This window comes from Haemophilus sp. UMB1048 (genome assembly GCF_030218125.1).
In the GTDB taxonomy this organism is placed as follows: Bacteria; Pseudomonadota; Gammaproteobacteria; order Enterobacterales; family Pasteurellaceae; genus Haemophilus_D.
Genome location: NZ_JASOPB010000002.1, coordinates 284,920 through 297,664, shown reverse-complemented (window position 1 = coordinate 297,664; position 12,745 = coordinate 284,920). Strand labels below are relative to the sequence as shown.

Sequence of the window (12,745 nt, the reverse complement as noted above, 5' to 3'; positions counted from 1 at the left end):
TTAAAAAATATTTTTAAAACAAGTCAATCAACAAGTGCCCACACAGATTGTCTGATATATTGTTAAAGAGCAAAAAAAATAATTGGTCGGCGAGATAGGATTTGAACCTACGACCCACTGGTCCCAAACCAGTTGCGCTACCAAGCTGCGCTACTCGCCGTCAGATTTCTCACTTAAGAGAAGATGGGGTGGCTAATGGGATTCGAACCCACGACAACTGGAATCACAATCCAGGGCTCTACCAACTGAGCTATAGCCACCATTGATTAGTTGTTTATCGCATTGACTTCTGGCGCGCTCGACAAGATTCGAACTTGCGACCTTTGGCTCCGGAGGCCAACGCTCTATCCAACTGAGCTACGAACGCGTTACTGCGTCGTTGCAGGGGCGTATATTAATGATTTCCAAATACCTTGTCTAGCACTTTTTTGAAAAAAAATATCAAAAGATAAATTTTTGTTCAATTTGTATAGAATTTATTATGTATTCGTTTATTTTTAGTGCTAAAACGTAAAAAAAAGGATAGCAAATTGCTATCCTTTTTATTTCATTTATTGCTTGTTACGACGTGCGCGACGTTTCATTCTTCGTACCCATCGGGTGATTTTCCATGCTTTTGTAATTGAATAAGCATAAAGGAAGAATAATACAATAAACGCAATAAACATTGCCCATTCATTAATATAGAAGACTTCGCCTAAGATCCCAATTGTGGCACAAATGGCCGCAAAGAAGGTAATTAATAAAAAGGCTTGGCGAGAGGTTAATCCTGCACGAACCATTAAGTGGTGTACATGTAAGCGATCCGGACGGAATGGACTTTTCCCTTTGCGTAAACGGCGATAAATAATTGCCACCATATCAATTAAAGGAACAGCAATAATCCAAAGTGCGGTCACTGGATTCATCGGATGTCCTTTCCCTTGCGTACTTAAAAGTAGAATCCAAATAATAGTAAAGCCGATTAAAGTACTTCCTGCATCGCCCATGAAAACTTTATATTTTGGCCCGAACGGAATCCCTAAGTTTAATAATAGATAAGGTAAAATCGCTACAATTAAGCCAAAACTCCAATATGCCATATCCATCTGTCCATCACGGAACATCAAGATACCAATAGCAGCAAATGAAACAATAGATAACCCTCCTAGCAATCCATCAATACCATCAATCATATTAAAGGCATTAATAATCGCGATTGTGGCAAATACGGTAATAATCAATCCGATAGAACCAAGTGTTAATTGGAATGGCCCGAGAATTTGGCCTAAATGATCTAAATAAACATTACCTAAATCGATCATTAAAATCGCAAGCACGGCTTGAATCCCTGCACGCAAGAAAGGGCTAATATCGAAGCGGTCATCTAAGATACCAATTGCCAGTAGAACAAAAATACTGAATATATAAAGATAAGGTAAACGAAGTTGATCCCACTCCATTAAATAATAGCAAAGGTTTCCCATGAAAAGAGAAACACCGCCAATAAGGGGAATTGCGCCTTGGTGACGTTTACGATAATTCGGTTTATCAACCAAGCCAATTTTATTGGCAATTGGTCGCATGATAATTAAGGTTAAAAATGCCCCTAAAAAAGTAACGAGAAGACTTAGCATAGTTTTTATCCTAAAAATTTTTTGCAAAGGATAACATAAAGAAAAATCAGCACACAAAGATTTTTCTCAAATTCAGTTTTTTAGTACAATATGCCCACTTTTAATATAAGGATTAAAAATCATGACAAAATCAACCGCACTTTTCTCTCGTGCACAAGAAGTTATTCCTGGTGGTGTAAACTCCCCTGTTCGTGCTTTTAAAGGCGTAGGTGGCACACCCGTATTTATTCAAAAAGCCAAAGGCGCTTACATTTACGATACCGAAGGCAAACAATATATCGATTATGTGGGTTCTTGGGGGCCAATGATTTTAGGTCACAACCACCCTGCTATTTTAGATGCTGTATTAAAAGCAGCAGAAAATGGTTTAAGCTTTGGTGCGCCAACACCATCTGAAATTGATTTAGCAGAATTGGTCTGTGAAATTGTGCCATCAATTGAAATGGTTCGTATGGTGAGTTCAGGTACTGAAGCAACCATGACAGCTATTCGTCTTGCGCGTGGTTATACAAATAGAAGCAAAATCTTAAAATTTGAAGGTTGTTACCACGGCCATTCTGATTCACTTTTAGTAAAAGCCGGTTCGGGGGCGTTAACACTTGGTCAGCCAAGCTCTCCAGGTGTGCCTGAAGATTTTGCAAAACATACTTTAACTGCAGAATATAACAATCTTGATTCTGTTAAAAAATTATTTGAAGAATTCCCTAACGACATCGCTTGTGTGATTATTGAACCTGTCGCAGGCAACATGAACTGTATTCCGCCAAAAGAAGGTTTCTTACAAGGCATTCGCGAAATCTGTGATCAATATGGTGCACTTTTCATTATCGATGAAGTCATGACTGGTTTCCGTGTTTCACTTGCAGGCGCACAAGCTTATTATGGTGTAACACCTGATCTCACCACATTAGGTAAAGTCATTGGCGGCGGTATGCCAGTGGGTGCGGTTGGAGGTAAAAAAGTGATTATGCAACACCTCGCACCAACCGGTCCTGTTTATCAAGCAGGTACTCTTTCTGGTAACCCGATTGCAATGGCTGCTGGTTTAGCCTGTTTAACTGAATTGAAAAAAGCAGGTAACGAGCAACACCTTGTAGAATTAACCACTAAACTTTGTGACGGCTTAAAAGCATTAGCTCAAAAACACAATGTGCCATTTGTGATTAATCATGTGGGCGGCATGTTTGGTATTTTCTTCACTGACCAAAAACAAGTTACCTCTTATGCAGAAGTCATGAAATGTGATACCGAAAAATTCAAAATATTCTTCCATAAAATGCTCGATCAAGGTGTTTACCTTGCGCCTTCTGCTTTTGAAGCGGGCTTTATGTCTTTAGCACATACAAATGAAGACATTGAAAAAACGCTTGCTGCCGCTGATATTGCATTTGCCGCAGTGGCTTAAAATATAAAAGTGCGGTTAAATTTAACCGCACTTTTTTATTTCATATTATAAACGTTCATAGAGCACTTTTTCTAACAATCCCCTTTCCTCTTCGCTTAATGCGATTCCGTTTTCATTTGTCAGAATGAAGAAGTCTTCGGCTTTTTCTCCCACAGTCGTGATTTTTGCATTACAAATATTGAGTTTTAACTCGGTAAAAATTTGACTGATTTGAGCCAATAAACCGGGTTTATCTAAAGCCACCACTTCTAATTCGGTATGCTCTTTTTTAGTTTCTTTCAAAAAACGTACATCTGTTTTTACGGTGAAATGTTGCAACTGTCGATTATTTGCAAAAGACATGGATGGCAATTTTTCACCTAATAAAACAGAGGTTAATACCGTCTCTAATTCTCGGCGACGTTCTGAACGAACCAATTCACCATTTAATTCTGTAATGATAAAGCTGTCGAATACGTAGCCATCATCGGATGTTAAAATTTGCGCATCATGAATACTGAATTTTTTCGCGCCAATGGTTGAGACCACTTTATTAAATAAGTTGGCTTGGTCAGGGCAATAAATGAAGATCTCTGTCCCGCCGCTAGAAAAACGGTTACTGATTTTAACGAGTACTTCACCATCAAATTCAGCTAATAACTCTGTATGCCACGCAATTTGTTTCGGGCTATTTCGTAAGAAATAATCAGATGGGCAACGCTGCCACAACGCTGAAATTTTCTCTTCCGATAATTCTGGTTTTTCTTCGGATAAAATTGCCAACGCCAATTGACGATTTTCAAGGATCTTTTCTTCATTATCTAATAATAAATCCATCCCTTGTCGGAATTGTTGCGCCGTATAATCGTATAAAGAGGCAAAAAGAGAACGCTTCCAGCTATTCCATAATGTACCATTTGTCGCACAAATATCCGCAACGGTCAGACAAGTGAGATAATCTAAACGCACACGATTTTGCACATTTTCTGCAAAGTTCATCACGACTTCCGGATCATGAATATCTCGACGCTGTGCGGTAATTGACATGAGCAAATGCTCTTTTACCAACCAGATCATTGTTTCAATTTCTCGACGATCAAAACCATGCAAACGAGCAAAGTCAGCGATGTCTTCAGCCCCTAACTCCGCATGATCACCCCCTCGCCCTTTCGCTATATCATGGAAAAGTGCGGCAACATAAAGCAAAGTGCGGTCAGAAATTTGACTAGATATTTGATGGCAAATGGGATGAGATTCTGCCTCGTTTTCGGCTAAGAAACTTTCCAATTTCAACATCACTCGCAAGGTATGCTCATCCACGGTGTAAATATGGAAGAGATCAAATTGCATTAAGCCTTCAATTCCCTGCCATTGTGGCAAATAAGCCGTTAACACACCATATTGGTGCATTGGGAGGAATGCTCGCTGAATCGCTTTTGGTTGATTAAATAACCGAATAAACTTCTCCCTTGCTTCAGAAATATCACACAATTTCTGCGTCAAACTTTCCAACGCAATCTGAAGTTGGCGTAATGTTGAGGAATGAATTTCGGCTTGTTCATGCTGCGTAAGATAGAAAAAAAGATCCAAAATACGATCCGGTGAACGTAAAAACACGTCTTCCTTACGTAAACACAAACTTTGATTCACTATTTCAAAATCATCATCCAAATGGTGAACTGATTCCTCTCCGTTTGAAGATAAAAAATGCTCTTTATAGTGCTTAATCAGGATATCGGTCAAACGAGAAATCGTGCGTAAAGCTTGGAAAAAATGTTTCATCATTTTTTCTACACCACGGTTCTCGTCACCTTCAAAACCAAGCATTTCGCTCACTTTGATTTGACGATCAAACAACAAGCGGTTGTCATAACGTTTTAAAATCAAGTGTAAAGCGAACCGCACTTTGAATAAAAATTCTTGGCTCTCTAATAATTGCTGATGTTCTGATGGGTAAATAAAGCCGCTTTCCAAAATGCCATCAAGTGTCATTTCTCCGGTATGGCGTAATGCGATCCAATATAAAAGATGAAGATCCCGTAAACCACCGGGGCTGTATTTTAAATCGGGTTCTAAGTTGTAACTGGTGTTGTGATAACGCTGATAACGTTCAATTTGTTCTTGTACTTTAGCATCAAAGAATGGTTTTACCGCCCAAAAATCTGGCTTTTTCAATATTTCATCTAAGGCATTGAAAAGGGACACATCTCCCGATAAATAACGAGACTCAAGTAAATTGGTGGCAATGGTAATGTCTTGTTTACCTTCCTTTTCACATTCTTCCAAAGAACGAACACTATGCCCTACGTCGAATCCACAATCCCACAAGAACTGCACAAACTGAGCAATTTTTTCTTCCGTTTCAACGCCTCTTTCTTCTTTTGAAAGAATAAGAACATCTAGGTCAGATAAAGGAAAGATTTCTTGTCTTCCGTACCCACCTACTGCAATTAAGGTAAGATTAGCTTTATCTAATTCAAATTGCTGCCAAAGCTGTTTTAACAAATCATCACAAAATTGTGTACGGTTAGCAATCAGCTCAAAAACGGAATAATCAGCAAAATGCTGACGTTCCAATTCCTTCAAATTTTCACGCTGAATTTTGACCGCACTTGGCGTGAGTGGAGAATCGAAATGATAAGGAAAAAGCATAGTGTTCTCTTAATTAAATAAAAAGCCCATAAAAATGAGCTTTCAATAACCATGATAGGAATTAATCTTTGTCAAATACCCAATGAAACACTGAACAGATCCAAAAGACACCTAGTACAACTGCACCAATTGGTAGTGTAACGAAGTAGCCAATCCACGCTAAAGCTATTACAGGCTCTCCTTCTCCTATCACCTCAAAAATAATAAGGGGAAGGCACGCAAAAAATACGATAACTAAACTGATCAGAAGGAAAGTTCTAAATCTCATCATAAATCAAATTTCCTTTTAATGCTTTAAATATTGACCATCATACGTTGAATTCGACCTTCCGCAATTTCTTCATCACGGATTGTCATCACTTCACAACCGTTTTCGGTCACCACAATTTGGTGCTCATATTGCGCTGAATGGCTACGGTCTTTGGTTTTTACTGTCCAACCATCGCCCATAATGCGCACTTCTTTTTTACCCGCATTAATCATTGGCTCAATGGTGAATACCATACCTGGTTTTAAAATCACACCGCCATCATCAGCATAATAGTGTAATACTTGCGGTTCGCAGTGGAATTCAGTTCCCACGCCGTGGCCGCAGTATTCACGCACTACGCTAAACCCTTGGCTTTCAGTATATTTTTGTACCGCTTTACCAATTTCATTTAAACGAATACCTGGCTTAACCGTACGCAATCCCACATAAAGTGCTTCTTGTGCGGCTTCAACCAATTTTTGGCTACGAATATTGGTTTCCCCCACGACATACATCTTAGAGTTATCTCCGAAATAACCGTCTTTAATCACGGTCACATCAATATTGACAATATCGCCCTGTTTTAATTTTTTATCGTCGCTTGGAATACCATGGCAAACCACTTCATTTATAGAAATACAAGTTGCTTTCGGGAAACCATGATAATTTAAGCAGGCTGGAATCACTTTTTGTACGTTCACCATGTAATCGTGACAAATACGATCCAATTCACCTGTGGTAACCCCTTCTTTTACATAAGGTTCGATCATAACCAAAACATCAGATGCTAATTTACACGCTTCACGCAACTTAACAAGTTCTTCTTCAGTTCTTAATGGAATACCCATTATTTCTCCTTATTTAATTCTGATTTATTCGCATATAATAGCACTAATTCCGTGAAAAATCTTGAATGAATTAACAGGTTATTAGATAATACAAAGATTATTTTTAGGAAAGTGGGGATAGAGATATGCCAGATTTAGATATGGCCGTGCCGCTAACTTTTACTGATGCGGCAGCCAATAAAGTAAAAAGCTTAATTACCGAAGAAGAAAACAATGAATTAAAATTACGCGTGTACATCACCGGTGGTGGCTGCAGCGGTTTCCAATATGGTTTTACCTTTGATGATAAAGTCAATGAAGGCGACCTGACGATTGAAAAATCCGGTGTGCAATTAGTCATTGATCCAATGAGCTTACAATACTTAATTGGTGGCACCGTTGATTATACTGAAGGATTGGAAGGTTCTCGTTTTGTGGTGAACAATCCAAATGCAACCAGCACCTGTGGCTGCGGTTCGTCATTCAGCATCTAACATGGATTTTCAATTTACCCATTATCTAGGCAATGTGCATGCCAAATGTTCGATGGAACACATTGCGCTAGCCAATTGGTTTAATTCAGAAGTGCGGTCAAATCCTCAAGCGTTTTTGACCGCACTTTCTGCCTGTGAGCAGATTAAAAATAATGATGAAGTCACGTTAATTGGTTCAGAATACACGCTTTTTATCAATAGCGATGAAGTGATGATTCGCGCCAATAACCTTGCGATTGAAACAGATGAAATTTTAGAAGACGACTTCCATTATTATGATGAAGAAAGTATCGCCTTCTGCGGTACAACAGACTTCATCCACTTTCTTAATGCCTATTTTGCATTTATTGCTTAACCTCATTCTCTGAAGCTAACTATTATGTCGGAAACGGAAAACACCTCACCAGAGCAACAAGAAACGCAAGCGCCAGATAAGCGCCGTTCTTATAAAATCTTTTTAGCTAAAGCAGCCTTTACTTTAGGGACGCTTGCCGTGTTTTATGGTGGCTATTTGGATTGGCAAATTCGCTCCAAAATGGATGGCCAAATTTGGCGTTTACCGGCAGAAGTGTACAGTCGTTTAGAAAGCGTAAAACTTTCTGATAACCTTTCTTTTGACGAAGTGATTCAAATCTTACTCGATAACGAATACCGTCAAACCACAATGATTGCAGCACCGGGTGATTTTAAACTCGAAGAGGATACCATCGTATTACTTCGTCGCGCATTCCCTTATCCTGACAAGCCTGAACCACAACGTGTATTACGTTTACGTTTTACGGATAACAAACTTTCTCGTATTGAAGACTTAGTCAATGTAAAAGCGGTTGATGAATTCCGTCTTGCGCCTAAATTAATTGCAATGTTGGAATCAGATAATGAAGATCGTTTGGCGATTCCATTACAACAATACCCTCGCTTACTCATCGATGCCTTATTACTCACAGAGGATCGCCGTTTTTATGAGCATAACGGGATTAATCCTGTGGGTATTGTGCGAGCAATGATTGCCAATATTAAAGCAGGTCAAACGGTTCAAGGCGGCAGTACGCTCACACAGCAATTAGTTAAAAACCTATTTTTATCCAGCGAACGTTCTCTGACTCGTAAAGCCAATGAAGCTTTAATGTCATTGGTGTTAGATTGGCGATATGATAAAAACCGTATCTTAGAAACCTATCTGAACGAGATTTACCTTGGTCAAAATGGAGATATTCAAATTCACGGTTTTGCGTTAGCGAGCCAATTCTATTTTGGTCGTTCTATCCGTGAAATTAGCCTAGACCAAATTGCCCTTTTAGTTGGCATGGTGAAAGGGCCCTCCCTTTATAATCCATGGCGAAATCCACAATATGCACTCGATCGCCGAAATGTGGTGTTAAAACTGATGCTTGATCACCAAATGATTGGGGATGAGCTTTATGAGATGTTGAGTAAACGTCCATTAGGCGTGCAAGCTAAAGGTCAAATTTCACGTAAATACCCTGCTTTCATCCAAACATTACAAGCGGATCTTCGCCGTCAATTAGGGGAAAACAAAACGTCTGCACTACTTGGTGCGCGAATTTTCTCCACCATGGATTTAAAACAACAGGCACAAGCTGAAAATGCTGTGGTAAATACGGTTACTCATTTACAACTACAAACCAAAAATCCACACCTTGAAGGTGCCATGATTGTGGCGGATTATCACCTAGGTGAAGTACGCGCTGTTGTCGGTGGATTACAAACAGAATATGCTGGCTTTAACCGTGCGTTAATGTCAAAACGTCAAATTGGTTCATTAGTAAAACCATCTATTTATTTGACCGCACTGATGAATCCGGAACAATTCCGTTTAAATACACCAATTCAGAATCAGCCGATCACAATTCATATTAAAGGTAGCCAACCTTGGCAACCTCGTAACTACGATCGCAAATATAGCGGTTCAGTGATGTTGATGGATGCCCTTGCTCGATCGCTGAATATTCCAACGGTAAATATTGGGATGAAAGTCGGTTTAAGCAAAGTGATCGATACGCAAAAAGCCATGGGCTGGGATAATGTAGCGATTCCAAAAGTGCCTGCAACCTTGCTCGGTTCTTATAGTATTTCACCTTATGATGTGACCAAACTCTATCAAACCATTGCAAATCAAGGTGGCAAAATTGAGTTAAGTACCATTCAAAGCATTGCCGATCGTCAAGGAAATATTATTTACGAACACAATACAGTGCCGGATCAAGTTGTGCCGAAAGAAGCCGCTTATCAAACCTTGTATGCGATGCAACAAACCGTAGAACGTGGTACTGCGCGTAGCTTACAAAATGATTATGCGGATCTTCGTCTTGCGGGTAAAACAGGCACCACCAACGATGCTCGTGATACGTGGTTCGTAGGTATTGATGGTAAAAATGTCAGCACCATTTGGTTAGGTCGTGATGATAACGGCGAAACCAAATTAACGGGTGCATCAGGTGCATTACAAATCTATAAAGATTATTTAAACCGTGTGGTTATTGAAAAACTGAAACTCGGACAACCTTCTACGATTAAATGGGTTGGAATCAATGCTTATGGCAGTTGGAGTTGTGGTAGCAGTCGGACGATCCCTGTGTGGATAAATAAAGATCAAAACTTCTGTGCTTCTGCGCCAACGACGAGTACGGCAACAGCTACAGCGGCGCAGACTACGCAATCGCCACAACCTGAACAACCAGAATCACCAAAACAAGAAAGTGTATGGGATGTGTTAGATAATAAAGCGCCTGTTGAAGAAGCGGCACCCGCTCAATAAACTCGCTTATTTTTGACCGCACTTTGATATCTCCATAAAGCGCCTAACAAGGGCGCTTTATTCTTTTGAGCATACAATCACCCTCTAGACATTTCCGACTCTTGTGAATTTTTTGATCTCCATCACAAAAATTAAAATTATTTATTGTCATTTCACTGATATCAAAGGATAATTATAAATAGGAATTAATTTCATTTTAGGTAATGAGGTAAATAGACGATGCTATTCCGTTCTATTCGATTTTTCTTTTTAATTTTTTCACTCACCTTCTCTTCTTCACTCTTTGCACAAGACAACTACCAACAGTGGGTTAATGATATTACGTCGCGCTTAGACAAAACCGCTCAACTTGTCCAGCAAGGTAATACTGATGATGCGCGCACTGAAGTGCAAATGGCTTATTTTGAAGTGTTTGAAAATCTAGAAGGTCCGATTCGTATCAATTTCTCCGCACAAAAAAGTTACCAAATGGAAGCGACTTTTGGCGAGATCCGTAAAATGATCGGTGAAGGCAGTTCACAAAAAGAGATTCAAGCTAAAATCGATCAGCTCAAAAAAGAATTACAAGAAGTGTTGCCATCATTGATTGAAGGTCATCAGCTCAATGCCGATGGTCAACATGGTGTTTATGATAATCAAGAGATCGCCCCTTATTGGCAACAAAGTTTTAAAACCATTGATGATTTGCTCGCTCAAGGGCTCGAAGCGTATCAAAATGGTGATCTCGCTAACGCGAAAAAATTGTTCCAACAAGCGCAATACGACGGCTATAAAAATTCAGAAATGGAAATGTCCATTCGCAAAAATCGCTCTGCAGAAATCTCAGCGGCGATCAATCAACAATTTTACAACATCATCCGTTTAAGTGAACAAGCCGATCAAATCACAGAGATTGGCTATCAAAGCACGCAATTATTACAAGATATTGAAGAAAACTTGCCTAACCTGCCAACGACACGTGAAGAACAAAATGTTCAATCCAATGCAGCACAGCAAGCAACAGATAATCAACAAGAGCAAGATTGGAATAAGATTAAACAAGAGATCAACCAACGTATTCAACAAGCTATTGCGCTCTATCAACAAGGTGAGAGCAAAAAAGCGATTCTTTCTGTGCAAGACACCTATTTTGATGTGTTTGAAAGCAGTGGCATGGAGAACAAAATTGGCTCTCGTGATAGCAATTTTAAAGCAGAACTTGAAGGTTACTTCACCCGTTTAGTCAGTTTAATGAAAGCTGAACAAGGTGATAAGTTACAAGCACAAGCTAATGGTTTAGACCAGAATTTAACTAAAGCCGTTGAAATGTTACAGGGCGGAGAGCAAAGCGATTGGTCGATGTTCTTATATAGCCTTTTAATCATTCTTCGTGAAGGTTTGGAAGCCTTATTAATTGTTGCGGCTATCGTGACTTACTTAATTAAAAATAACCACCAAGATAAATTGCCGGTTATCCGTCAGTCTGTTTATGTGGCATTAATTGCCAGTGTGATTACCGCATTTATCTTCCAGCTTATCTTTGAAAATTCAGGTCAAAACCGTGAATTGCTCGAAGGCTTTACGATGATTTTCGCCGTAATCATGCTCTTTATGATGAGTTACTGGTTATTGTCTAAAGTCGAAGCACAAAACTGGAAACGTTATTTAGAAGGTAAACTCTCTACTGCCCTCACTACTGGCTCACTCATCGGCTTATGGCTTACCAGCTTCTTAGCCGTATATCGCGAAGGGGCGGAAACGGTATTGTTCTACTATGCCCTCGTGGGTGATGCGAAAAGTGCGGTCAGTTTTATTTACCTTTTCGCAGGTATCATTGTCGGTGTAATTATTCTCACTATTTGCTACTTCGTGATGCGTTATACCGTGGTGAAATTACCGCTTAAACCATTCTTTATGTTCACGGGTTCTTTCATGTATTTAATGGCCTTTGTATTCGCCGGTAAATCTGTTTTAGAACTCATTGAAGGCAAACTTTTCGAGCCAACGCTGATTAGCGGTGTGCCTGAAATTTCGTGGTTAGGTATTTATCCTTATATGGAAACCCTAATCCCACAAGCAATCTTACTCATCGCAGCCGTATTTGCTCTGTTCATTATGAAATATCAAAGCAAAAAAGCCGCGTAATACCCAACAATCCTTTAGGAGAAAAACAATGAAAAAAGCACTTTTAGCAACAGCATTATTTGCGGGTATTTTTACCGCGTCTACTGCAAACGCATTCCAAGAGTATCCAATCGGCGAAGCGGTAACCATGAATGAAATGGAAATTGCAGCGGTTTATCTCAAACCAATCGATATGGAACCACGTGGCATGGGTTTACCTGCTGCGAAATCAGATATCCACTTAGAAGCAGATATCCACGCAGTAAAAGGTAACAAAAATGGCTTTGGTGATGGTGAATGGATGCCTTACTTAACCATCAACTATACTTTAGTGAATACCGATACTGGTGAAAAACAAGAAGGTACTTTCATGCCAATGGTAGCAGGTGACGGTCCTCACTATGGTGCAAACGTGAAAATGATGGGCGTGGGTAACTATAAATTAACTTACCACATCGATCCTCCATCAAAAGCAGGCATGCACCGTCATACCGACTCTGAAACAGGTGTTGGTCGTTGGTGGAAACCATTTGATGTAAGCTATGAATTCAAATTCACTGGCATCAAATAATCTCAGGTAAATATTGATTTTACCACTTGCCTTCCCTTGTTTGTCAGGGGAAGGCGATAGCATTTCATT

At 39.6% G+C, this 12,745-nt stretch carries 9 protein-coding genes and 3 tRNA genes; 6 read left to right on the top strand and 6 right to left on the bottom strand.

Annotated elements, in window-relative coordinates:
* Positions 1 to 83: 83 nt before the first annotated feature.
* The 4 genes from QP437_RS03150 to wecA form a co-directional block, all read right to left on the bottom strand.
* Positions 84 to 160: transfer RNA gene (locus tag QP437_RS03150), tRNA-Pro, on the bottom strand.
* Between the two features lie 24 nt (positions 161 to 184).
* A tRNA-His gene (locus QP437_RS03145) sits at positions 185 to 260 on the bottom strand.
* A gap of 30 nt (positions 261 to 290) precedes the next feature.
* Positions 291 to 367 (bottom strand) — tRNA-Arg (locus QP437_RS03140).
* Between the two features lie 184 nt (positions 368 to 551).
* Positions 552 to 1,616, bottom strand: a complete 1,065-nt coding sequence (gene wecA, locus QP437_RS03135; RefSeq protein ID WP_285266919.1) for a UDP-N-acetylglucosamine--undecaprenyl-phosphate N-acetylglucosaminephosphotransferase — start codon at positions 1,614 to 1,616, stop codon at positions 552 to 554.
* 121 nt (positions 1,617 to 1,737) lie between these two features.
* Between wecA and hemL the strand changes: the two genes are divergently transcribed.
* Positions 1,738 to 3,021: a glutamate-1-semialdehyde 2,1-aminomutase gene (gene hemL / locus QP437_RS03130; protein WP_285266918.1), complete on the top strand. Its 1,284-nt coding sequence runs from the start codon at positions 1,738 to 1,740 to the stop codon at positions 3,019 to 3,021.
* Between the two features lie 45 nt (positions 3,022 to 3,066).
* Here hemL and glnD read toward each other — a convergent pair whose 3' ends face one another.
* Both glnD and map read right to left on the bottom strand, forming a co-directional pair.
* A complete protein-coding gene (glnD, locus tag QP437_RS03125; RefSeq protein ID WP_285266917.1) occupies positions 3,067 to 5,652 on the bottom strand; it encodes a bifunctional uridylyltransferase/uridylyl-removing protein GlnD in 2,586 nt (861 codons plus the stop codon).
* Positions 5,653 to 5,946: 294 nt separating this feature from the next.
* Positions 5,947 to 6,750, bottom strand: a complete 804-nt coding sequence (gene map / locus QP437_RS03120; RefSeq protein WP_054418940.1) for a type I methionyl aminopeptidase — start codon at positions 6,748 to 6,750, stop codon at positions 5,947 to 5,949.
* Between the two features lie 125 nt (positions 6,751 to 6,875).
* Between map and erpA the strand changes: the two genes are divergently transcribed.
* From erpA to QP437_RS03095, 5 genes are all read left to right on the top strand, one after another.
* The gene (erpA, locus tag QP437_RS03115) at positions 6,876 to 7,223 is read left to right on the top strand and encodes an iron-sulfur cluster insertion protein ErpA (RefSeq protein WP_285266916.1); all 348 of its coding nucleotides are present in this window, start codon (positions 6,876 to 6,878) and stop codon (positions 7,221 to 7,223) included.
* A gap of 1 nt (position 7,224) precedes the next feature.
* Entirely contained in the window at positions 7,225 to 7,578 is a 354-nt protein-coding gene (locus QP437_RS03110) for a YacL family protein (RefSeq protein ID WP_285266926.1), read from the top strand.
* A 24-nt stretch (positions 7,579 to 7,602) separates the two neighbouring features.
* Positions 7,603 to 10,002 carry a penicillin-binding protein 1B gene (mrcB, locus tag QP437_RS03105; protein WP_285266915.1) on the top strand — a complete coding sequence of 800 codons (2,400 nt, stop codon included), beginning with the start codon at positions 7,603 to 7,605 and terminating at the stop codon, positions 10,000 to 10,002.
* Between the two features lie 219 nt (positions 10,003 to 10,221).
* Positions 10,222 to 12,126 carry an FTR1 family protein gene (locus QP437_RS03100; RefSeq protein WP_285266914.1) on the top strand — a complete coding sequence of 635 codons (1,905 nt, stop codon included), beginning with the start codon at positions 10,222 to 10,224 and terminating at the stop codon, positions 12,124 to 12,126.
* A gap of 28 nt (positions 12,127 to 12,154) precedes the next feature.
* Complete coding sequence (locus QP437_RS03095) at positions 12,155 to 12,676, top strand: iron transporter (protein ID WP_005696223.1); 522 nt, start codon at positions 12,155 to 12,157, stop codon at positions 12,674 to 12,676.
* Positions 12,677 to 12,745: the final 69 nt, after the last annotated feature.

Excerpts from the sequence above, each read along its gene's own strand:
- erpA (WP_285266916.1), top strand. The coding sequence starts at position 6,876 with ATGCCAGATTTAGATATGGCCGTGCCGCTAACTTTTACTGATGCGGCA.
- hemL (WP_285266918.1), top strand. The coding sequence starts at position 1,738 with ATGACAAAATCAACCGCACTTTTCTCTCGTGCACAAGAAGTTATTCCT.
- map (WP_054418940.1), bottom strand. The coding sequence starts at position 6,750 with ATGGGTATTCCATTAAGAACTGAAGAAGAACTTGTTAAGTTGCGTGAA.
- glnD (WP_285266917.1), bottom strand. The coding sequence starts at position 5,652 with ATGCTTTTTCCTTATCATTTCGATTCTCCACTCACGCCAAGTGCGGTC.
- mrcB (WP_285266915.1), top strand. The coding sequence starts at position 7,603 with ATGTCGGAAACGGAAAACACCTCACCAGAGCAACAAGAAACGCAAGCG.
- wecA (WP_285266919.1), bottom strand. The coding sequence starts at position 1,616 with ATGCTAAGTCTTCTCGTTACTTTTTTAGGGGCATTTTTAACCTTAATT.
- QP437_RS03095 (WP_005696223.1), top strand. The coding sequence starts at position 12,155 with ATGAAAAAAGCACTTTTAGCAACAGCATTATTTGCGGGTATTTTTACC.
- QP437_RS03110 (WP_285266926.1), top strand. The coding sequence starts at position 7,225 with ATGGATTTTCAATTTACCCATTATCTAGGCAATGTGCATGCCAAATGT.
- QP437_RS03100 (WP_285266914.1), top strand. The coding sequence starts at position 10,222 with ATGCTATTCCGTTCTATTCGATTTTTCTTTTTAATTTTTTCACTCACC.